Annotated in this window: 19 protein-coding genes and 1 pseudogene; 7 read left to right on the forward strand and 13 right to left on the reverse strand. The window is 64.2% G+C overall.

Annotated features, from left to right (window positions below; all coding sequences use genetic code 11):
- Positions 1-882: 882 nt before the first annotated feature.
- Together ACNFIA_RS07535 and ACNFIA_RS07540 are read right to left on the reverse strand one after the other, a co-directional pair.
- Complete coding sequence (locus ACNFIA_RS07535) at positions 883-2241, reverse strand: site-specific integrase (protein ID WP_416783764.1); 1359 nt, start codon at positions 2239-2241, stop codon at positions 883-885.
- Positions 2242-2506: 265 nt separating this feature from the next.
- Positions 2507-3229 carry a substrate-binding periplasmic protein gene (locus tag ACNFIA_RS07540; protein ID WP_416783765.1) on the reverse strand — a complete coding sequence of 241 codons (723 nt, stop codon included), beginning with the start codon at positions 3227-3229 and terminating at the stop codon, positions 2507-2509.
- A gap of 152 nt (positions 3230-3381) precedes the next feature.
- On the opposite strand from ACNFIA_RS07540, the gene dnaX reads away from it, so the two are divergent.
- From dnaX to recR, 3 genes are all read left to right on the forward strand, one after another.
- Positions 3382-5544 carry a DNA polymerase III subunit gamma/tau gene (gene dnaX, locus ACNFIA_RS07545; RefSeq protein WP_416783767.1) on the forward strand — a complete coding sequence of 721 codons (2163 nt, stop codon included), beginning with the start codon at positions 3382-3384 and terminating at the stop codon, positions 5542-5544.
- A gap of 88 nt (positions 5545-5632) precedes the next feature.
- On the forward strand, positions 5633-5959 hold the full coding sequence (locus tag ACNFIA_RS07550; protein WP_017516839.1) for a YbaB/EbfC family nucleoid-associated protein: 327 nt from the start codon (positions 5633-5635) through the stop codon (positions 5957-5959).
- A gap of 247 nt (positions 5960-6206) precedes the next feature.
- A complete protein-coding gene (recR, locus tag ACNFIA_RS07555) occupies positions 6207-6806 on the forward strand; it encodes a recombination mediator RecR (protein WP_259755892.1) in 600 nt (199 codons plus the stop codon).
- On the opposite strand, the gene ACNFIA_RS07560 is transcribed toward recR, so the two are convergent.
- The gene (locus tag ACNFIA_RS07560; protein WP_416783769.1) at positions 6803-7282 is read right to left on the reverse strand and encodes a GNAT family N-acetyltransferase; all 480 of its coding nucleotides are present in this window, start codon (positions 7280-7282) and stop codon (positions 6803-6805) included. The genes recR and ACNFIA_RS07560 overlap by 4 nt on opposite strands.
- A complete protein-coding gene (locus ACNFIA_RS07565) occupies positions 7270-7713 on the reverse strand; it encodes a rhodanese-like domain-containing protein (protein ID WP_416783770.1) in 444 nt (147 codons plus the stop codon). The genes ACNFIA_RS07560 and ACNFIA_RS07565 overlap by 13 nt, the downstream gene beginning before the upstream one ends.
- Positions 7714-7806: 93 nt before the next feature.
- Between ACNFIA_RS07565 and ftrA the strand changes: the two genes are divergently transcribed.
- Positions 7807-8775, forward strand: a complete 969-nt coding sequence (gene ftrA / locus ACNFIA_RS07570) for a transcriptional regulator FtrA (protein WP_416783772.1) — start codon at positions 7807-7809, stop codon at positions 8773-8775.
- A 75-nt stretch (positions 8776-8850) separates the two neighbouring features.
- On the forward strand, positions 8851-9999 hold the full coding sequence (locus ACNFIA_RS07575; RefSeq protein ID WP_416783774.1) for an acyl-CoA dehydrogenase family protein: 1149 nt from the start codon (positions 8851-8853) through the stop codon (positions 9997-9999).
- Positions 10000-10059: 60 nt separating this feature from the next.
- Here ACNFIA_RS07575 and ACNFIA_RS07580 read toward each other — a convergent pair whose 3' ends face one another.
- From ACNFIA_RS07580 to ACNFIA_RS07590, 3 genes and pseudogenes are all read right to left on the reverse strand, one after another.
- Entirely contained in the window at positions 10060-12768 is a 2709-nt protein-coding gene (locus ACNFIA_RS07580) for a hypothetical protein (protein WP_416783775.1), read from the reverse strand.
- A gap of 207 nt (positions 12769-12975) precedes the next feature.
- A complete protein-coding gene (locus ACNFIA_RS07585) occupies positions 12976-13866 on the reverse strand; it encodes an SDR family NAD(P)-dependent oxidoreductase (RefSeq protein ID WP_416783777.1) in 891 nt (296 codons plus the stop codon).
- Positions 13863-15442, reverse strand: a pseudogene (locus ACNFIA_RS07590) (flavin-containing monooxygenase). Before ACNFIA_RS07590 ends, ACNFIA_RS07585 begins: the two are co-directional and overlap by 4 nt.
- 75 nt (positions 15443-15517) lie before the next feature.
- On the opposite strand from ACNFIA_RS07590, the gene ACNFIA_RS07595 reads away from it, so the two are divergent.
- Positions 15518-16213: a TetR family transcriptional regulator gene (locus ACNFIA_RS07595; RefSeq protein WP_416783779.1), complete on the forward strand. Its 696-nt coding sequence runs from the start codon at positions 15518-15520 to the stop codon at positions 16211-16213.
- 29 nt (positions 16214-16242) lie between these two features.
- Positions 16243-16638: a GFA family protein gene (locus tag ACNFIA_RS07600; RefSeq protein WP_416783781.1), complete on the forward strand. Its 396-nt coding sequence runs from the start codon at positions 16243-16245 to the stop codon at positions 16636-16638.
- A 176-nt stretch (positions 16639-16814) separates the two neighbouring features.
- Here the strand turns inward: ACNFIA_RS07600 and ACNFIA_RS07605 are convergent, their stop codons facing one another.
- The 6 genes from ACNFIA_RS07605 to ccoS all read right to left on the reverse strand — a co-directional run bounded on the left by ACNFIA_RS07605 (position 16815) and on the right by ccoS (position 21983).
- Positions 16815-17645, reverse strand: coding sequence for a metal-dependent hydrolase (locus ACNFIA_RS07605; RefSeq protein WP_416783783.1), 831 nt, complete (start codon positions 17643-17645; stop codon positions 16815-16817).
- A 291-nt stretch (positions 17646-17936) separates the two neighbouring features.
- Positions 17937-18485 carry an adenine phosphoribosyltransferase gene (locus ACNFIA_RS07610; RefSeq protein ID WP_259755875.1) on the reverse strand — a complete coding sequence of 183 codons (549 nt, stop codon included), beginning with the start codon at positions 18483-18485 and terminating at the stop codon, positions 17937-17939.
- A 116-nt stretch (positions 18486-18601) separates the two neighbouring features.
- Positions 18602-19336 (reverse strand): transcriptional regulator Anr, encoded by a 735-nt coding sequence (gene anr / locus ACNFIA_RS07615; RefSeq protein WP_259755873.1) that lies wholly within the window; start codon positions 19334-19336, stop codon positions 18602-18604.
- A 249-nt stretch (positions 19337-19585) separates the two neighbouring features.
- Positions 19586-20968, reverse strand: coding sequence for an oxygen-independent coproporphyrinogen III oxidase (gene hemN / locus ACNFIA_RS07620; RefSeq protein WP_416783785.1), 1383 nt, complete (start codon positions 20966-20968; stop codon positions 19586-19588).
- A 72-nt stretch (positions 20969-21040) separates the two neighbouring features.
- Positions 21041-21766, reverse strand: coding sequence for a sulfite exporter TauE/SafE family protein (locus tag ACNFIA_RS07625; RefSeq protein WP_416783786.1), 726 nt, complete (start codon positions 21764-21766; stop codon positions 21041-21043).
- Complete coding sequence (gene ccoS / locus ACNFIA_RS07630) at positions 21759-21983, reverse strand: cbb3-type cytochrome oxidase assembly protein CcoS (protein ID WP_416783788.1); 225 nt, start codon at positions 21981-21983, stop codon at positions 21759-21761. Before ccoS ends, ACNFIA_RS07625 begins: the two co-directional genes overlap by 8 nt.
- Position 21984 lies beyond the last annotated feature (1 nt).

Genomic DNA, 21984 nt, shown 5'->3' on the forward strand with positions numbered 1-21984 from the left:
TTTTATAACCCCAAACGCCGGCACAGCAGCGCTATGCAGCTATCGCCAGTGGAGTTTGAGAAACGCTATTTCCAGAGCTTGGAAAGTGTCTAGGAAAGCCGGGGCGATTCAAAGGCCATTACGCCGATTCCTGAAACTGTTGCAGTTCGTACAGTCGCTGAAGGTCGGCTTGCGAGGGTGCATCTTTCGAACGGAAGTGGGCGTTAGCACATTTCTTGCTGCATAGCTCTGCAAGTGGCGAACGAGCATAGAAAACTTTACTGCAATGTTTGCAAATGCATTTTGAGACTTTTCTGGACATAGTTGTCCCTCCAATGATTGAGATACGGATTGAGTTAGAAAATTGTTTGGATAAAAGAAAACGGGCACGAAGCCCGCTCAACATGGAAAAGGTCTGTATTTCCCGCACCGCACAGACAACGGCCTGAAGCACGCTAAGAAGCGTCCCGGAAGGAGGCACCAGTAATTGCCCGCCGTACTGGTAGACGGTTATGTAGGGCTGCAAGACCCTTGAGCAGTATCCTAACTAGATTAAGGATTAGGAATTAGTCCGTGTGTTTGACCACCTGCGCACACGGAAAGCAGCTTGCTAAGCTGATCACCGAATTCTTCCGGAGCAGTGATCAATGTTGTGATACTTGAATAGAGGGTGTTGAACTACTACAGGGAAGTAATCGTAGTTTGTAGTAGTCAGCGGACTAGAAGCAAATAGAGGGAGGAGAAAGCTGCTAGAAAGAAGGAAGGGAATAATATCTTATTTACTACCTTTATTGTCTCACGGAAGTTGCATTTTGTCAATGAGTAAGTTTGATAAAAGTGCAACTTTCCGTTTGAATCGACGCTTGCGGTTGGTTTCAAGTTAATAGGTGGGTTGGTTCATCTTTAATGGTGCTCTGTGCTCTTGTGGTTGCTCGCGATAGGAATCTTTTTGACTGCGCGAGCCATCTCCTTAATAGGAGTTCGACTGCCATAAATCCCAAATGTCACTGAATCATCGGCGTGGCCAAGCAGTTGCTTGATGATGGAGTCTTGTACTCCAGCCTCACGTAAGTCATCGACGAATGTGTGTCGGAAACTATGAAATGTTTTCTTCGGATCGCTGATCCCAAGTTTGTTCCGATACCGGCCAAACCATTTTGAGGGCCCGTAACCGTATTTTCCTCTCACAGCTTCAAGCTGAGGGAAGATTCGGGAGGCTCCAGAGGCTCGCACCGAGTCGATATACGTTTGGATGCCGAGATCCAAGAGGATGGGATGGATAGGAATAGTTCTGCGGCTGCTGCGGTTCTTGAGTTGCTGTCCTTCGCGGCGATCATCTATGCGAATGCATGGTGTGTTTTGCACCAAGCAGAAGTCATCGATATGAAGTTGGCATAACTCCTCCAGCCGTGCTCCTGTGAAACGTGCTAGCAATGGGAGCCAGAACCTACAGGGATGCTTACGTGCCTCATGCCGAAGCGTATCGAGGTTCAGGAGCGTTTCTAGATCGGCGGGAGTGAAAGACAGGCGAGCCTCCTTAGCAGCACCAGCCATTACCTTCACGCCAGCAAGCGGATTCTGGGTTATGTAGGCGTTAGATTTGCACCAGTTAAAGAACGCAGTCAGCTTCCGCAATCGGTTGTTGATCGTTACTGCGGTGATGGTCGTGTAGGTCATCGTTGACTCGACAACCTGCCTCAAGGTCATGCCCTCGAATTCTGGGCGTTGAGAGAAGTATTGGGGGAGCCTGCCGAGCCTGTGCTTGAGAATTCGTGCCTGCTCTGCGTCGAAATCGCTGATAGGCATATCTCCCATCAGTACGAAAAAATCCCGAAGCGCCCGGCGCACGTCCATGGTGTTTGCCTCTCGCCAAGCTCCGCTACTGTTCCCCTCCTTTATATAGAGCTCTGACAATGTGCTCAGTGACGGAGTGGTTGCCGAAGGTGCGGTCGTAGGCCGTAGCAGTTGCGCCGAGGTCTGCATCGGAAGCGTAATGCGGAGCGATTGGTCAGGCATTGCTGCGGACTGCCGAACCTCGTTTCGCCATTGGATACATAGCTGACGCAGCTCCTCGGGAGAGCTGAGTGGATTAGCAGTGAGATGCAGGTAAACCCGTTGGGCAATACCGCTTGCCATGAACAAGGCTTCCCTTCTGCTTCTGAGGTTGAGGCTAATTCGAACGGTGTCGCGTTGGCGATGCAGGTACTTGGGCAATCTCAGATTCAGGTAGTAGACGGCGCCGCGACGAATGATGAAGGCCATGGGTATGACACCTGAGTGGTACAGCAAAGTGTGACAGTGCAGCCACACCCAGGATTTTCAGGACCGATTCTCTATGAAAATTTCGGTTTGGAATTCCTTGAAAGCCATGGCCCACAAGGCTTTCAGCGATGCATATCCGCATCTACATGGCTTCGGAAATGCTCAGCCAATACAGCGGGAAATACTCTGCCGAGAGCTGGCGGGGCCGCCTCCATTTCGGGGCCAGGAAAACCTCGCGCCCCCGCCTGTCGATGCACGAATCGCCTCAGCGATAGTGATCCAGGATCTGCTCGATCTTCCCCGACGCCTTGATCTTCGCCAGCACCGCGAGTACCTCGTCGGCGCGCACCTCCGGCGTATCCAGCACCATGCACGACAGCGGCGTTTCCTCGATCACGCTGGCGATCCGCAGGCGCTCCGCCTCGGGCAGCGAGCGGTTGAACCAGTTCAGCGCAAACTCGCTGCTGATGGCGTACTGGTAGCGGCCGATGCGCAGCTTCTTCAGCACCAGCTCCTGGTTGCGGGCGTCGTCGCGGGTCAGCCAGTGGCTGTCCAGCAGCGGCTGCAGGCGCGGATAGTGATAGCCCAGCACGGTGCCGACGGATTGGCTGGGGAGGGTTTCCAGCTTGTCTGCCGGAGCGTCGCGCACCACCAGCAGGTCGCGCTGCACCAGGAGCGGGGCGCTCCAGCGGTAGTCGTTGAATTCGTGTTCGATCCAGCTGCGCGACACGTAGCAGCGCACGTCGACGGTGTGAGTGAGCAACGCCTGTTCGATGCGCGCGCGGGGCACGATGTGGAAGGCGGCCGGCCGGCCCAGTTCGTGCGCCGCCTCGTTGAACAGCTCGAACATGATGCCGCCGGTCAGTTCGCCATTCTCGATCTGTGCCAGGGGCATCGCCCAGCTGTCGACCACCGAGAAGCGCAGGGGACGGTCGTCGGCCTGGGCGAGAGTGGCGATCAGCAGCAGGGCGGTGGCAAGGAAGCGCATCAAGGCTCCGTTGATGGCAGAACGACGACACAATGCCGTGCAGCCCGGCCCTTGCCAAGATGCGACAACGACCGGTGCGGACATCGGGTGCAATTTACAGTCCGCTTCGCTAGGATTAGCGCACTTCTGCTCACCTGTCGCGATGGATTTCAATGAGTTATCAGGTTCTTGCCCGCAAATGGCGTCCGCGCTCGTTCCGCGAAATGGTCGGCCAGACCCATGTGCTCAAGGCCCTGATCAACGCGCTGGACAACCAGCGCCTGCACCACGCCTACCTGTTCACCGGTACCCGTGGTGTGGGCAAGACCACCATCGCGCGCATCCTGGCCAAGTGCCTGAACTGCGAGACCGGCGTCAGCTCGACTCCCTGCGGGCAATGCTCGGTGTGCCGCGAGATCGACGAGGGCCGCTTCGTCGACCTGATCGAAGTGGACGCCGCCAGCCGCACCAAGGTCGAGGACACCCGCGAGCTGCTCGACAACGTGCAGTACTCGCCGAGCCGCGGGCGCTACAAGGTCTACTTGATCGACGAAGTGCACATGCTCTCCAGCCACAGCTTCAACGCCCTGTTGAAGACCCTGGAGGAGCCGCCACCCCACGTGAAGTTCCTGCTGGCCACCACGGACCCGCAGAAGCTCCCGGTGACCATCCTCTCGCGCTGCCTGCAGTTCTCCCTGAAGAACATGCCGCCGGAGCGCGTGGTCGAGCACCTCACCCACGTCCTGGGCGCCGAGAACGTGCCCTTCGAGGACGATGCGCTGTGGCTGCTGGGCCGCGCGGCCGATGGCTCGATGCGCGACGCCATGAGCCTCACCGACCAGGCCATCGCCTTCGGCGAAGGCAAGGTGCTGGCCGCCGACGTGCGCGCCATGCTCGGTACCCTGGATCACGGGCAGGTCTACGGCGTGCTCCATGCGTTGCTCGAAGGCGATGCCCGTGCGCTGCTGGAAGCCGTCCGCCACCTGGCCGAGCAGGGCCCGGACTGGGGCGGCGTACTGGCCGAAATACTCAACGTGCTGCACCGCGTGGCCATCGCCCAGGCGCTGCCCGAGGCGGTGGACAACGGCCAGGGCGACCGTGATCGCGTGCTGGCACTGGCCCAGGCGCTGCCGGCCGAAGACGTGCAGTTCTACTACCAGATGGGCCTGATCGGCCGTCGCGACCTGCCGCTGGCGCCGGACCCCCGTGGCGGCTTCGAGATGGTGCTGCTGCGCATGCTGGCGTTCCGCCCGGCGGATGCCGACGGCGCGCCCAGGTCGCCACTAAAGGACCTGGGGATCAGCAAGGCCACGGCTGATTCCAACCCCAACCCAGTGGCCGGCGCCGCCATTGCGGCGCCGGTTGCAGCCATTGCCGCGCCGCCCGCCGCGCCCGCTCCGGTCGCGCCGGTTGCCGAGACTGTTCCGGCCGTTGCTGCGCCGCAGCCTCAGGTTGCCCCGGCTCCGGTCGGGGAGGCCGCGGCCGTTGTGGCTCCCGCTCCGGTCGTCGCAGCGTCCCCGGTTCCGGTCGAGCCGCAGCCGCAACCCCTGGCCGCGGCTGAACCTGCTCCGGTAGTCGAACCGCCGCCGGTTGCCGACGTGCCGGTGGATCTGCCATGGGACGAGCCCGCGGCGCCGGTTGCCGTCGCGCCCGTGCCGGCAGAGCCTGCTGCACCTGCACCTGCACCTGCACCTGCACCTGCACCTGCACCTGCACCTGTCGCGGCTGCGCCCGCTGTGGTGCAAGCAGCCGCGCCGGCCCCGGTGGACATGCCCGCCCCGGTGGTAACCGAGGCCCCGGCCGAAGACGACGATCGCGATGACGAGCCGCCGCCCGCCGAGGATTACTACGAAGTCGACATGGAATCCTACGGCTACCTCGAGAACGAGGCGCCGCAGGAGCAGGCCGAGCCGGAACCCGAGCCTGCCGCCATGCCCGCCACCGGCCTTGCCGCCGAGTGGCTGGAGCTGTTCCCGCGCCTGGGCCTGGCCGGCCTGACCGCCAGCATCGGCGCCAACTGCACCCTGGTGGCCGTGGATGGCGACAACTGGCACCTGCACCTGGACCCGGGCCAGAGCGCCCTGTTCAACGCCACCCAGCAGCGCCGCCTGAACGATGCGCTGAACCAGTACCATGGGCGTACCCTGACGCTGCAGGTCACCCAGCAGAAGCCTGAGCAGGAAACCCCGGCCCAGGCTGCCGCGCGCAAGCGCGCCGAGCGCCAGCGCCAGGCCGAGGCGTCCATCGCCGCCGACCCCTATGTGCTACAGATGAAGCAACAGTTCGCCGCGGTGGTCCGCGACGGTACTATTGAACCCCTGGAGGCGAAGGCCTGAGGACCCTGGCCGCGGCCTGCTGCGCTCGCTCGCGCAGCCGCGACCAGACCCTGACTTCGCCACGACTGAACGAATCGAGGAACTCGACATGATGAAAGGTGGCATGGCTGGCCTGATGAAGCAGGCCCAGCAGATGCAGGAAAAAATGCAAAAGATGCAGGAAGAGCTGGCCAACGCCGAAGTGACCGGTCAATCCGGCGCCGGCCTGGTGAGCGTGGTGATGACCGGTCGCCACGACGTCAAGCGCGTCTCCCTGGATGACAGCCTGATGCAGGAAGACAAGGAAATCCTCGAAGACCTGATCGCCGCCGCGGTGAACGATGCCGTGCGCAAGATCGAGCAGAACAACCAGGAGAAGATGTCCGGCATGACTGCTGGCATGCAATTGCCGCCCGGCTTCAAGATGCCCTTCTGAGTGTGATCGTGCCGCCCATGCCCGGCGCATGGCGGCGTTGCCGTCGGGTTCGGAATCCTCATGTGCTGCAGCACACTCCGGTTCCTCACCCGACAGCGCCTTGCCCTGCTTGGGCCTGAGCGGCCCGTGGGCTGATCTCTTCTTTTCCTGTTCCCAAAGCGAACGCACTTGCCGTCCGACTTGCTAAGTATGTGAGCGTGAACTGCGCGTTCCTTCGTTTTAATTCTCCCGAATCCGAGACCGCCCCATGAGCTTCACGCCGCTGATCCGCCAACTGATCGATGCCCTGCGCACCCTGCCCGGCGTGGGCCAGAAGAGTGCCCAGCGTATGGCGCTGCAGTTGCTGGAGCGCGACCGCAGTGGCGGCCTGCGCCTGGCCCAGGCGCTGACCCAGGCGATGGAAGGTGTCGGCCACTGCAAGCAGTGCCGCACCCTGTCCGAGGACGAGTTCTGCCCGCAATGCACCGACCCGCGCCGGGATGACAGCCTGCTGTGCGTGGTGGAAGGCCCGCTGGATGTGTTCGCCGTGGAGCAGACCGGCTACCGCGGCCGCTACTTCGTGCTCAAGGGGCACCTGTCGCCGCTGGACGGCCTGGGGCCGGAAGCCATCGGCATTCCCGAGCTGGAAGCGCGGATCAAGGCCGGCAACTTCAGCGAGATCATCCTTGCCACCAACCCCACGGTGGAAGGCGAGGCGACCGCCCACTACATCGCCCAGCTACTGGGCGGCGGCGACCTGGTGCTGTCGCGCATCGCCCACGGCGTGCCGCTGGGGGGCGAGCTGGAGCTGGTGGACGGTGGCACCCTGGCCCACGCCCTGGCGGGACGTCGGCCAATCAGCGGCTAACCGCCGGCAAGGCGCTGCAGCGCCCGGTCATCCATGCCGTAGGCAATCCACTTGCTGTCAGGGCGACCGCCCAGGCGCCGGTAGAAGCGTTCGGCTGCGTCATTGCCGGCCAGCACGTCCCACAGCAGGCGGCCCGCGCCTTGCTCCAGCGCCCAGTGCGCGACGCGCCGCAGCAGCTCTTCGCCGACGCCGCCGTTGCGCTGCGCCGGGACGACATACAGCTCCTTGAGTCGAACGCTCGGGCGTAGGTCGAAGGTGAAGGCAAGCGTCTGCACGACGGCGTAGCCGCAGAGTGTCTCGCGCTCGGCGACGAATACCTGGCATTGCGCCGCTGTGCCGAAGGCGCGGGCGAGCAGGGCGTCGGCGTCCACCGCGAAGTCGTCGAGGTAGCCTTCAAACGCTGCCAGGGCACGTATCAGCTCCAGCACGGCGGGAACATCGTCCTGCCGTGCCTCGCGAATGCTCAGCAGGCGCACGAGATGCCGTCTGCCTGGCTGACTGGCGGGTGGCCTGCCGCGCCGGTCAGCGCCAGGCCCTCGTCCAGCCAGCCGGTCACCCCGCCGATCATCTCCTTCACCGGCAGGCCCAGGGCAGCGAGCTTCGCGGCGGCGCGGTGCACGCCGTTGCAATGCGGCCCGGCGCAGTAGACGACGAACAAGGTGCCCGACGTGAACTGCGCCATGCGCCGCGCATCGATCTCGCGGGTGGGCAGGTTCAGCGCGCCAGGCACGTGGCCACGGGCAAAGGCAGCGGCGCTGCGTACATCGAGCAGGACGAAATCCTGCTCGCCGTTCTGCAGGGCGTGGTTCACGTCCGAACAATCGGTCTCGAAGGCCAGGCGATGGCTGAAGTGGGCGAGGGCGTCGGCGGGCAGGGCGGCGGGGAACTGGCTGACGAGGCTGGGCATGGCAAGGCTCCTGTGAAAGATGGCTGCACTGTAGGCGGCAGGTTGAATCGGCTACAGTGGCGGCCTGGACAGTGATCGGAAGTTTTCCGCCAAATGCAGCGCGATCCCCTGGATGTGGCCGTTCTTGCCTATGACGGCCTGTGCACCTTCGAATTCGGCATCGCCGTGGAGATGTTCGGGCTGCCGCGTCCCGAGTTCGACTTCCCGTGGTATCGCCACCGTGTCGTCGCCGTCGACGCGGGGCCGATGCGCGCGCTGGGCGGCATCCAGGTCCTGGCCGATGGCGGGCTGGAAGCCCTCGAGACGGCCGGCACTATCATCGTGCCGGGCTGGCGCGACCGCGCCGAGGCGCCGTCCGCCGAACTGGTGCAGGCCTTGCGCAGGGCCCATGAACAAGGCGCACGGCTGCTGTCCATCTGCTCCGGGGTCTTCGTCCTGGCCGCCACCGGCTTGCTCGACGGCCGTCGGGCAACCACCCATTGGCGTTACACCCACGAGCTGGCGGCGCGCTTTCCCGCCATCGAGGTCGATGCCCAGGTGCTCTACGTCGATGCCGGGCAACTGATCACCTCGGCCGGCAGCGCGGCGGGTATCGATGCCTGCCTGCACCTGGTGGCGCGGGATTTCGGCACGCAGGTCGGCAATACCGTTGCACGGCGCCTGGTGATGTCGCCGCAACGTGGCGGCGGGCAGGCGCAGTTCATCCCTGCGCCGGTGGCGAAGGCTCCCCGGCACGATCTCGCCGGGCTGCTGGACTGGGCCCGGCAACGGCTGGACCGGTCGATTTCGGTGGGCGAGCTGGCCAGCCGGGTGGCGATGAGCGAACGTACCTTCCTGCGCCGCTTCAGCGAGGCCACCGGCATGACGCCCAAGGCTTGGCTGCAGCACGAGCGCATGGCCCGCGCCCGCGAGTTGCTGGAAAGCAGCGGCGAGAGCGTCGAGCGGATCGCCGAGCAATGCGGCTTCGGAACCGTGGAGAGCTTCCGCAACGCCTTCCGCAGTGCGGCAGGTGTGGCGCCTTCGACCTACCGCGAGCGATTCGGGGCGGCGCATCTGTCCTAGCCGATGGCGGGTGTCTCTGCTTGAAAACCAAGCAAGCGCTCGGTAAGTTTCAGGCAAATCGCCTGGAGCCTCGCCATGTCCGTGTTCGCCGAATACTTCGATGACAGCCACCGCCTGGTCCGCGACAGCGTGCGGCGCTTCGTCGAGCGTGAAATCCTGCCCCACGTGGCCGACTGGGAGGAGGCCGAAGCGTTCCCCCGCGAGCTGTACCGCAAGGCGGGCGAGGCCGGCATCCTCGGCATCGGCTACCCGGAATCGCTTGGCGGCAGCCACGAGGGCGACCTGTTCGCCAAGGTGGCGGCCAGCGAGGAACTGATGCGCTGCGGCTCCGGCGGGCTGGTGGCGGGGCTGGGCTCGCTGGATATCGGCCTGCCACCGCTGATCAAGTGGGGCCGCCCCGAGCTGCGCGAGCGCATCGCGCCGCAGGTGCTGGCCGGCGAGAAGATCATGGCCCTGGCGGTCACCGAGCCGTCCGGCGGCTCCGACGTGGCCAGCCTGAAGACCCGCGCCGTGCGCGACGGCGACCATTACCGCGTGAGCGGCAGCAAGACCTTCATCACCAGCGGCGTGCGCGCCGATTACTACACCGTGGCGGTGCGCACCGGTGGCGATGGCTTCGGCGGCGTCAGCCTGCTGCTGGTGGAGAAGGGCACGCCCGGCTTCGCCGTCAGCCGCACGCTGAAGAAGATGGGTTGGTGGGCATCGGACACCGCCGAGCTGTTCTTCGACGACTGCAAGGTGCCGGTGGAAAACCTCATCGGCGCCGAGAACATGGGTTTTGCCTGCATCATGGCGAACTTCCAGAGCGAGCGCCTGGCGCTGGCGATCATGGCCAACATGACCGCGCAACTGGCGCTGGACGAGGCGCTGGCGTGGAGCCGCGAGCGCGAGGCGTTCGGCAAGCCCATCGGCAAGTTCCAGGTGCTCAAGCACCGGTTGGCGGAGATGGCCACCCAGGTGGAGGTGTCCCGCGAGTTCACCTACCGCCAGGCGGCGAAGATGGCGGCCGGCAAGAGCGTGATCAGGGAAATCTCCATGGCCAAGAATTTCGCCACCGACGTTGCCGACCGCGTGACCTACGACGCGGTGCAGGTACTGGGCGGCATGGGCTACATGCGCGAGAGCCTGGTGGAGCGGCTGTACCGCGACAACCGCATCCTCTCCATCGGCGGCGGCACGCGGGAGATCATGAACGAGATCATTGCCAAGCAGATGGGGCTCTGATTCTTGTCGCACACTGCGGCCACCTCAGGCCCGCCGGTGCGGCGAGCCTGAGTGCGGGTTTCATCCGCGGGTATTGTGGATCACCAGCTGCATGACGCCTTGCCGCTCATAGAAGTAGCGCTGGCTGTTGCCGCACAGGTAATCGCCAACCTGCAGGTGCGTGTCGATCAACTGGCGCGCCGCCACGTTGAACTTGGGTTCGCGCAATAGAGCCGCCCGATATTCAGCGGTGACCTGCCGTACCTCCGGGAACCCGTAGGTGAGCCAGAGGCTGCCGTTGATACCGTAGACGTCCATGTTCCCAGGGCGCACCCCGGCTCGGTAGTCAGCCTGGGCGATGACCTGGTGAATGAAGACGTTGTTGCCGGAGCTGAAGCCGTCCAGGCGTACCTGGCCGTGGCCATCGGTAACGCCGACGCGCACCGTGGCGCCCGCGTTCCAGCCCTGGATGTCGGGTATCAGGCCCAGGTAGGAGCTGGTACCCAGGAACAGGGCCCCGGCCTTCGGCGTCTGGCCTTCGAACAGGGTGATGTGCGCGCACAGCGCCTTGTTGATCCCGACCAGTTCGATCAGCGTGCCGTTGCTAGCGACTTCGAAGGGAATGCCATCGTTGTCGCCCACCGGGCCGGTGTTCTTGCCGTTGATGTCAGCGGTGAAGTCCCAGCCGCCCTTGCGTTCGTACTTCAGGCGGGTGCCATCGGCGTCGCGCACCATGGTGAACTCATAGAGCTTGTAGCGCCCCGCAGGCAGGTGCAGGTCGATGCACTGGGCGCCGTCGATGAACCGTACGCCGCCGATCAGCCTGGCCTCGTCGACATAGCGATCGATGCCGATGATCTGGCTGTAGGTGACATCCCCCGGGACGATGCCAAAGGCGAACCGTATCGTCTCAGCCGCAGCGGAGCGTCCTTGCTCGTCGGCGCCGGGGACGCCAGCCCAGATTTTCTTGCACAGCCTGACGTTGGGTATGCCGCCATTGTGAATCGTGGCCTTGAGCATGCCCTGGCGCTCGTACAGGTAGTTGGTGGCAGCGCACAGATAGTCGCCGACGTGCAGGTTCTGGCGGATCAGCTCGCGTGCGGCGGCATTGAGCTTCGGCTCGTGCAGCAGGTGGTCCAGCTCGGCCTGGGTGATGGCGTGGCCCTCGGCGAAGTCGCAGCTGATCCAGGGGCTGCCGTCCTGATGCAGCACATCCATCCGGGTGGCGCGGACCCCCGCCTCGTAATCCGCCCTGGGAATGACTTCATGGATGAAGGCATTGCAACCGGAGGTGAAGCCGTCCAGCCTCAGGCTGCCCTGAGCGTCCGTTATTCCGACACGCACGATGGCGGCGATGTTCCAGTCGTGGGGGAACAGCCCCGAGCCTGAGCTGGTGCCGAAGATCATCACCCCAGGTTTCAGCTGGCCGTCGGCGCGTTTCTCGATCAACACCGAGAAGGACTTGTTGATGCCCATCAGGGTGATTTCGCTATTGCCGTTGCCCACTTCGAACGCAATGGCGTTCTCGTCATCGATGGCGGCGGTTTCGACCCCGTTGACCTCGGCCTTGAACTGCCAGCCGCCCATCTTGGCCAGCTTCAGCGTCACGTTGTCGGCTGCGCGAACGAGCTCGAATTCGTAGAGGCGGTACTTGCCCGGTGGCAACGAGAAGCTGACGACCTGCTCGCCGCTGAGCCTGATCACCCCGCCAATCAGCTTGCTTTCATCCAGGTAGCCGTCCGCGCCGACCATCTGGGCGAAGGAGGTGTCCGCGCCGACGATGCCGAAAGCGAACTGCATCGTGACGTCGGGGATGGAGTAGCCCTTGTCATCCGAGCCCGGCACGCCGGCCCACAGCTTCTTGTACAGTTTGACGTTGGGTGTACCGCCATTGTGGACCGTCGCCTTGAGCATGCCCTGGCGCTCGTACAGGTAATTGGTGGCGGCGCACAGGTAGTCGCCGACGTGCAGGTTCTGGCGGATCAGCTCGCGCGCGGCGGCGTTGAGTTTCGGCTCGCGCAGCAGATGGTCCAGCTCGGCCTGGGTGACGGCGTGGCCCTCGGCGAAGTCGCAGCTGAACCAGGGCGTGCCGTCCTGGTGCAGCACGTCCATTCGATTGGCTCGCACGCCCGCCTCGTAATCGGCCTTGGGAATGACCTCATGGAGGAAGGCATTGCCGCCGGAGGTGAAGCCGTCCAGCCTCAGGCTGCCGGTGGCATCGGTCACCCCGACGCTCACGATGGCGGGGCCGTTCCAGTCGTGGGGGAACAGCCCGTAGCCGGAGCTGCTGCCGAAGAACATCACTCCCGCCTGCGGCCGACCGCCAGCGAGCTTGTCGACCAGTACCGAGTAGGTCTTGTTGATGCCGACAATGGCGATGTCCTGGCCGTCAGTGCCCACCTCGAACGGAACGGCGTTCTCGTCATCGATGGCGGCAGTTTCGACCCCGTTGATGTCGGCCTTGAATTGCCAGCCGCCCATCTTGGCGAACTTCAGCGTGGCGTTGTCGGCGGCGCGCACGAGGGTGAATTCGTAAAGGCGGTACCGGCCCGGCGGCAGGGAGAAGGCGGTGGTCTGGTCGCCGCTGACCCAGTGGATGCCGGTGATCAATCGGCTCTCGTCGAGATAACCGTCGGCGCCGCTGATCTGCGCGAAGGACATGTCCGCCGCCACGACGCCGAAGGCGAACTGCATCGTCGCCGGTGGGGCGCTATAACCTTTGCTGTCCGAACCGGGCAGACCTGCCCAGAGTTTTTTCGAAAGCTTGATGAGACTGACGCTACTGACCATCAGGACACTCCTTGTTCACACCATGTGTTTGTCAACGCGAGGGCGAGACATCCACGCCCCACCCCGGTTATCGGTGTTGTGGGGAGGTGAAAGAAGAAGACGCCAGCCACTGGTCTGTAGGAGGGCTCCGGATAAGCCGTAATCTTGCTGTCAGAGAAACACAAAGCCCGCCTGGTCAGGGCGGGCTTTGCGCTACAGCGGCAGGGGCTACTTGGCCTCGTAGCCCTCCGCGCCGGACTTGCGCTTGGGCCTGGGCGCAAAGCGCTTGGCCACCTTCATGCTGCCGGTGACCACCTTCTGGTACCACACCGGCAGCAGGCGCAGCATCAGGTCGATGGCATGGGCATCCGAGCCGATCAGGATGCGCCGCGAGTCGCGTTCCACGCCGCGGAGGATCACCTGCGCGGCCTTCTGCGGGGTGGTGCGCAGCAACTGGTCATTGAACTGGGTGCGCGCGGCTTCCGCGTTCTGCCCGGTGACCTTGACCATGCTGTCGTTCATCCGCGCGGTCTTGGCGATGTTGGTCTTGATCCCGCCGGGGTGCACGCAGCTGGCGGAGACGCCGCTGCGCTCCATGTCCAGCTCCTGGCGCAGCGACTCGGTGAAGCCGCGCACGGCGAACTTGGTCGCGTTGTAGGCGCTCATGCCCGGCTGGGAGAACAGGCCGAAGACGCTGGAGACGTTGACCACGTGGCCGTCGCCCGAGGCCTTCAGGTGCGGCAGGAAGGCCTTGGTGCCGTAGACCACGCCCCAGAAGTTGATGTTGGTGATCCACTCGTACTCTTCGTAGTCGCTCGCCTCCACGGTGCCGGCATGGGCGACGCCGGCGTTGTTGAACACCAGGTTGACCTTGCCGTGCTCGCGGGCGGCCTTGTCGGCCCAGGCATGCACCTGGTCGCGGTCGGCGACGTTGACCGTGTCGGTGGACACGCGCACGCCGGAGGAGGCGAGCAACTGGCGGGTTTCCTCCAGGCCCGCGGCGTTCACGTCGGCCAGGGCCAGGTGGCAACCCCGGGCGGCCAGTTCCACGGCCAGGGCGCGGCCGATGCCGGAGCCTGCGCCGGTGATGGCGGCGACCTTGTTCTCGAAGTTCTTCATGCCGGCACCTCCTCGGCGTGGCGTTGCGGTTGGGCGACAGGGCTGCTCAGGGGCTTGGCTTTCAGGTGATAGGCGCTGGGGTCGAACTGGCTGGTGAGCGCGCGGAAGCGCCAGGTGAAGCCCGGCCACAGGGTGCAGTTGCGCCCGCTCACCGGGTGCAGGTACCAGCTCTTGCAGCCGCCGGTGTTCCACACGCTGTGGTTGAGGCCGCGTTGCAGCTTCTCGTTCCAGCGCTCCTGGACCTCTTCCCTGACTTCGACGCTCTGCAGCTCGCGGCGATCCATCAGCTTGATGGCGCCCAGCACGTAGGCGATCTGCGATTCGATCATGTAGACCATGGAGTTATGGCCCAGGCCGGTGTTCGGGCCCATGAGGAAGAACAGGTTGGGGAAGCCGCGGGTCATGGTGCCCTTGTAGGCTTCCGGGCCGTTCTTCCAGGTGTCGAGCAGGTCCACGCCACCCTTGCCGAACACCACGCCGCGGGGGATCGGGTCGTTGGCGGTAAAGCCGGTGCCGAAGATGATGGCGTCCACGGGGCGCTCGCGGCCGTCGCTGGTGATGATGCTGCCGGCCTTGATTTCACGGATGCCGTCGACGATCACCGAGGCGTTGGAGGCAGCCAGCGCGGGGTAGAAGTTGTGCGACATGAGCACGCGCTTGCAGCCGATGGTGTAGTCGGGAGTCAGCTTGCGGCGCAGGTCGGGGTCCTTGATCTGCTGGCGGATGAAACGCTCGGCCAGCTTGCCTACCAACTTCATCGCCCAGGGCGCGAAGGTGAAGCCCAGCACGCGGCCTTCGAGCATGCTGTAGAGCACGCCGCGCCAGAGCTTCTGCACGGCGGGGAAGTGGCGGAAGCGCGCGCGTTCCTTCTCGCTGATGGCGCGGTCGGGCTTGGGCAGGATCCACGGTGCGGTGCGCTGGTAGAGGTCGAGCTTGGCCACCAGCGGCTGGATTTCCGGGACGAACTGGATGGCCGAGGCGCCAGTGCCGATCACCGCGACGCGCTTGCCCTTGAGGTCGTAGTCGTGGTCCCACTGCTGGGAGTGGAAGGCCTTGCCCTGGAAGTTCTCCAGGCCCTTGAGCGCCGGGATCGACGGGATCGACAGGGCGCCCATGCCCGACACCACGGCCTTGGCGGTGTAGTGGTTGCCGGCGGCGTCGAACAGGTGCCAGAGCTGCTGCTGCTCGTCCCATTCGAAACGCGCCATCTCGGTGTTGAGCAGGGTCTTGTCTTCGAGGCGGTACTTCTTCCAGCAGTTCTCCAGGTAGGCACGGATTTCCGGCTGGCGGGCGAACATGCGCGTCCAGTCCGGGTTCGGCTCGAAGGAGAAGGAGTAGACGTGGGACTGCACGTCGCAGGCGCAGCCCGGGTAATTGTTGACCCGCCAGGTACCGCCGACGCCGGCGTCCTTCTCGAACAGCAGGAAGTCGTTCTCGCCTTCCTGCTTCAGGCGGATCGCCATACCCAGCCCGGAAAAGCCGGTGCCGATGATGGCGACTTTGCAGTGTCGCGGGGCAGTCTTTGGTTGGGTACCCATTGCCAAGCTCCTGTTATGATTGTTGCTGGCGTATACAACTGTCTACGTGCTGAAATGTAGACATCTGTATACTTACGGGACAACCAACCTTAGGTGGGGTCGGCGCCAATCTCATGGAAATCGGACAGGAAGAACGACCGGTGGAGGCTGCCGGCAAGCGCGCGCTGATCGAGGCGGCGCTGCGCCTGGCGGCGAGCCGGCGTAGCCTGAGCAGCCTCGGGTTGCGGGAGCTGGCGCGGGAAGCGGGGCTGAACCCGAACACCTTCTACCGGCATTTCGGCGACGTGGACGACCTGGGCCTGGCGATCATCCGCGACATCGCCACCCAGCTGCGCCAGCCGCTGCGCGACCTGCGCCGCGAGGCCGCCGAACGCGCCAGTCCGGGGAAGGGCGCCGCCAGCGTACCCTTCGGCCTGGACCTGGAGCGCGGCCAGCGGGTAACGCGGGAGACGGTACGGCTGTTCTTCGATTTCGTGGAGCGCAACCCGCAGGCCTTCATCATCGGCGTACGCGAGCTGCACGGACCATCGCCGGTGCTGCGTGAGGCGCTGGCTCACGTGATGGACGCCTTCGGCGAAGACATGGCCGAGGACATCCGCCAGTTCCACCTGCTGCCGGATGTCGACGAGGGTGAGCTGAACCAGCTGTCCAGACTGATCAGCCGGCAGCTGTTCCAGCAATCGCTGGACTATCTGGAGCGCCCGCCGCAGCAGCGCGAGGAGGTCCGCCTTCTCGCCGAGCGACAAATCCTGTTGCTCTTCACTGGCGTGGCGGTGCTACAGACCTTCGGCATGCTGGCTAGTCCCTGAATCCTGTTCGGCATTCCGGGAGAGTCGTCATGTTGCCTTTACCCCTGTTTGGCGGCTGCGCCTGCGGCGCTGTGCGTTACCGGGTAGATGCGGAGCCTGAGGAAACCGGCTATTGCCACTGCCGTACCTGCCAGAAATCCAATGCCGCGCCGGCGGTGCCCTGGGCGGTGATTCCGCTCTCGGGTTTTGCCTATATCGCTGGCGAGCTGGGGATGTGGCGCTCCAGTGAGGACGGCGAGCGGCGCTTCTGCGTGAAGTGCGGCACGCCGCTGGAGTTTCGCCTGCGCGACGGCGATACGGTCGGGCTCAATACCGTGACCCTGGACGATCCGGAGCTGATTCAGCCGCAATGCCATGTCTGGTGCTCGTCGCAGCTGTCGTGGTTCGACACCGTGGATGATCTGCCGCGCCGGCAGGAAGGATGAAACGGTCCGCTCTGCGACGCTCTTGCCTTCGTAGGAGCGGAGCTTCTCCGCGATGCTCTTCTGCGAGGGTGGGCCTTCGCGGACAAGGTCCGCTCCTACACAAATGCGGCCATTGGTGCATTGGATTGAATGAAAACGCCAGGCGATTGCCTGGCGTTTTCTTTGCACCCTAGCGATCAGCCGGCGAAATCCAGCGTTTGCTTCCAGCGGGTTTCCAGCGCCTTGGTGTCGTGGTCGAAGGGGTGGAAGCCGGGGCGGAAGTAGTCCAGCCACGGGCGGATCAGCGCGACGAAGTAGCCGCGGCGCGGATGCAGCAGCACGCCAAGGCCGTGCTTCCAGCTGCGCCAGTTGAACAGCTGGCCGTCGCGGCGCAGCAGGTTGATCTGGAAGCCGGCGATGACGCTGAGGAAGATCACCGTGGTCAACAGCATCACCGCGGTGCGGGTGAAGTAGCCGCCGTACACCTGCTGGTAGACGTCGTAGGCCACCGCCTTGTGCTCGTTCTCCTCGATGGCGTGCCACATCCACAGCTTGTACATCTTGTCCGACTTCATCTGGCTGCTCAGGTCTTCGCGCTTGAGCAACTGCTCGGCCATGGTCGCGGTGAAGTGTTCCAGGGCGCAGGTGATCGCCAACTGGTGCTTTTTGGTGGTGACCTTGCTGATGGATTCCAGCAGCACCTTGATGCGCAGCTCAAGGGTTTCCAGGTCGATGCCGTGCTCGTCGGCGTACTCGTTGTAGGCCGCGTGCTCCTTGGAGTGCATGGCTTCCTGGCCGATGAAGGCGCTGACGTCCTTCTGCAGCTGCGGGTCCTGGATACGTTCGCGCACGGCGCGCACGCTGTCGACGAAGAATTTCTCGCCGTAGGGGAACAGCGAGGACAGGTTATTCATGAAGTGGGTCATGAAGGGTTGCCCGTCCCACCAGTATTTCGGCGTTTCGCTGAAGCTGAAATCCATGCGGCGGACCGGGAAGTTGGCGCGGATCGGCGTGGTACTGGCCTTCATGACTAACTCCTTGTTGTTCTGCGGGCGCCGGGTGGATGGGGGCTGGCACGTGGCAGGTGCAGCGACCCTGGGCAAGCCCTGTCGTTAGTTCGCGATGCCACTTGAGAATGTGTCATCGGTTGATGTCATGTTCGGAGTCTTGTCGGACAATCGCCAGGTCATATCCGGCCGTCGCCAGGTCGAATCTGGCCAAGCGGGTGCCGACCAGCCATTGGATGGGGCGGTATCTGATGCGGATCGCAGAAACGAAAACGGGCGCCGAGGCGCCCGTTTCGTGATGCCAGTGCTCTGTTACTGCTCGTCGAGGGCGAAGGCAGTCAGGCTGTAGGTGGGGATTTGCGCGTCATTGAGCTTGGCCGAGCCGCCCAGCTCCGGCAGGTCGATGATAGCGGCGGCCTCGAACACGCTCGCACCCATGCGGCGCACCAGTTGCGCGGCAGCCAGCAGGGTGCCGCCGGTAGCGATCAGGTCGTCGAAGATCAGCACGCTGTCGCCTTCGCACAGGCTGTCGGCGTGGACTTCCAGCAAGGCTTCGCCATATTCGGTCTCGTAGGCCTGCGCCAGCACGTCGGCCGGCAGCTTGCCGCGCTTGCGAAACAGCACCAGGGGTTTGTTCAGCTCGTAGGCGATGATCGAACCGATCAGGAAGCCGCGCGCATCCATGGCGCCGATGTGGGTGAAGTCGGCCTCGACGTAGCGCTGGATGAAGCTGTCGGCGACGAAGCGCAGGGCTCGCGGCGACTGGAACAGCGGGGTGATGTCGCGGAACATGACGCCGGGCTTGGGAAAGTCGGGAACGGCACGGATCACGGACTTCAGGTCGAGTGGGTTGAGGATCATGCTGGCTGTGCACCTGATGCGGTTTTTGCAGAGGCCAAAGTATAACGGGCCCGCCAATCGGCGAGCCCGTTTTCGATGACCGGAAAGTCAACCAGTCGGTCAGATTTCCAGGTCTGTCAGCTTTCCAGCTGGCCGCCGGCCAGGGCGCACAGTTCGATGGAATCGAGGATGTGCACTTCCTTGCCTTCGGCGGCGATCAGGCCGTTCTGCTGGAAGCGGGTGAAGACGCGGGAAACGGTCTCCACCGCCAGACCGAGGTAATTGCCGATCTCGTTGCGCGACATGGCCAGGCGGAACTGCTGGGCCGAGAAGCCACGGGCGCGGAAGCGCGCGGAGAGGTTCACCAGGAACGTGGCGATACGCTCGTCGGCAGTCTTCTTCGAGAGCAGCATCATCATCTGCTGGTCGTCGCGGATTTCGCGGCTCATCACTCGCAGCAACTGGCGACGCAGCTGCGGCAGCTGCTCGGACAGCTCGTCCAGGCGTTCGAAGGGAATCTCGCAGACCGAGGTGGTTTCCAGCGCCTGGGCTGACACGGGGTAGCTCTCGGTGTCCATGCCGGACAGGCCGACCAGTTCGCTGGGCAGGTGGAAGCCGGTGATCTGCTCTTCGCCGCCGTCGGTGATGCTGAAGGTCTTCAGCGCGCCGGAGCGCACGGCGAAGACGGAGCCGAACGCATCGCCCTGACGGAACAGGAACTCTCCTTTCTTCAGGGGGCGGCCGCGCTTGACGATCTCATCGAGGGCGTCCATGTCGTCGGTGTTCAGCGACAGGGGCAGGCAGAGCGGAGCCAGGCTGCAATCCTTGCAGTGCGCCTGGGGCAGGGCGCGCACTTTAATGGTTTCGGCCATGAGTGTTCCTTGAATGGGATGGCACACAAAAACCAAGGGTACCGCAGACGGCGGCCATGGCGCCAGTTGGCGACCTCTCTGAATCGGCCCTTGGACGGCTGTGCGGGCAGATATCGAGGCTTGTCGAGGGAGGCGAAGTGCGTCTGAAGAGGGCCGGTTCAGGGCCGTTTCAGGGATGAGAATTTACCGACATATCCTGTTGCAATGGGTGCGACAGTTGGCCCTGTGCCGTCTGTCGCGGCAAGCGGGTCAGATGACCCGCGAGAAGCGTTGCAGGTTCTGCATCGGCAGGTAGCGGTCGAACAGCATGCACAGCGACCGCACCAGCAGCCGGCCGGCGGCACTGACGTCAATGCCGCGCGGGCCGAGAGTGATCAGTCCGTCCGTGGCGAAGCGTTCGAGGTCGTCCCAGATGTCCGCGAAGTAGCCGCGGAAGTCGATGTTGTAGAGGTCCTCGATGTCTTCGAAGTCCAGCTGGAAGTGGCAGATCAGTTGCTGGATCACCGCGCGGCGGATCAGGTCGTCCTTGTTGCAGTGCAGGCCGCGGCGGGTGGCGAGCTGGCCCTGGTCGAGGGTGTTCTGGTAATCGGCGATGTCGTTGCTGTTCTGGCAGTAGAGGTCGCCGATCTGGCTGATCGCGGAAACCCCAAGGCCCACCAGGTCGCAATGCCCATGGGTGGTATAGCCCTGGAAGTTGCGCTGTAGGGTGCCGTCTTCCTGGGCCATGGCGAGTTCGTCGTCCGGCAGGGCGAAGTGGTCCATGCCGATGTAGCGGTAGCCGGCGGCCGCCAGTTGCTCGGTGGTGCGCTGCAGCATTTCCAGTTTCTGCGCGGGGGAGGGCAGGTCTTCCGCCCTGATCCGGCGCTGCGGCGGGAAGCGATCGGGCAGGTGCGCATAGTTGAACACGGAGAGCCGGTTGGGCTGCAGGGCGATGACCTGCTCCACGGTGCGGGCAAAGGTGTCCGGGGTCTGCCGGGGCAGGCCGTAGATCAGGTCGATGTTGATCGAGCGGAATTGCAGGGTGCGCGCGGCGTCGATGATGGCGCGGGTTTCGTCGAGGCTCTGCAGGCGGTTGATGGCCTGCTGCACGTCCAGGTTGAAGTCCTGGACACCGATGCTGGCGCGGTTGAAACCCAGCTCGCGGAGCAGGCCCATGGTGGACCAGTCGGCCTCGCGCGGGTCGATTTCGATGCCATAGTCGCCGAAGTCGCCCTCGACGAAGTGGAAGTGGGTGCGCAGTTGCGCCATCAGCTCGCGCAATTGACCGGGGCTCAGGAAGGTCGGGGTACCTCCGCCGAAGTGCAGCTGCTCGACTTGCTGCTGGCGACCCAGGTGGCGGCTGACGATCTCGATTTCGTGGATGAGGCGGGCAAGATAAGGGGCGCTGCGGCCACGATCCTTGGTGATGACCTTGTTGCAGGCGCAGTAATAGCAGATGTTCGCGCAGAACGGCACGTGCACGTAGAGCGAGAGCGGCCGCTGGGCCTTCTGGCTATCGCGCAGCGCGTGCAGCAGGTCGAAGGGTCCGACGCCTTCGTGGAACTGCACGGCTGTGGGATAGGAGGTGTAGCGCGGGCCGGACAGATCGTATCGGCGTATCAGATCTGCGTCCCAGCGAATGTTGTCGAGCATGCCGATGTTCCCCGGTGGCGAGCTTTGCCTGCGCAGTCTAGGGAGAGTCCGATAGTGGCCTGTTGACCTGTATCAAGCGGCATTATGGTGGGGAATGTCGGCGCTGGCGTGCATCTCGTGGCCCATGATCCAGGCCTGGTGCGGGCCCGGGAGGGTCCACAGGCCGAAGAGGATCACCAGGATGCCGCCCGCCATGCGCACGCTGCGTTTACGCAGCAGGGCGGTGATGCGCTCGGCGGCCAGACCGGTGGCCAGCAGCACCGGCCAGGTGCCGAGGCCGAAGGCGAGCATCAGCAGGGCGCTGTCCAGCGCGGAGCCTTGGCTGGTGGCCCAGAGCAGGGTGCTGTAGACGAGGCCGCAGGGCAGCCAGCCCCAGAGCGCGCCCAGCAGCAGCGCGCGCGGCAGCGTGGCCACCGGCAGCAGGCGGCTGGCGAAGGGCTGGATGTGCTTCCACAGGCCGCGCCCGAGCGCTTCGATGCGGGTCAGGCCGCTCCACCAGCCGGCCAGGTAGAGGCCCATGGCGACCAGCAGCAGGCCGGCGATCACCCGCAGGGCGGAGGCGAACGGTGTACGCGCCACGGCCCAGCCGGCAAGGCCAAGCAGCAGGCCCGCGCAGGCGTAGCTGAGGATGCGGCCGAGGTTGTAGGCCAGCAGCAGGCGCAGGCGGCGCCCGCGTTGCTCCTGCGGGATGGCCATGGTCAGCGCGCCCATCAGGCCGCCGCACATGCCCAGGCAATGGCCCCCGCCGAGCAGGCCGAGGATCACGGCAGACGCCAGCAGGGGCGCCAGTTCAGGCATCGCGCTGGTCCTGCGGCTGGCTGGCGCGGGCGGCCTCGTCGCCTTCGGCTTCGTCGATGCCGGCCTGGTGCTTGGGATCTTCGTCGTCGAACAGGATGCTGTGGGCCGGGCCGTCCATGTCGTCGTACTGGCCGCTGTTCACCGCCCAGAAGAAGATCGCGATGCAGATGCCGACGATCACCACGGCAACCGGGATCATGATGTAGAGAGCAGGCATT

The sequence above is a fragment of the Pseudomonas sp. NY15437 genome, from assembly GCF_048068435.1.
In the GTDB taxonomy this organism is placed as follows: domain Bacteria; phylum Pseudomonadota; class Gammaproteobacteria; order Pseudomonadales; family Pseudomonadaceae; genus Pseudomonas; species Pseudomonas nitroreducens_B.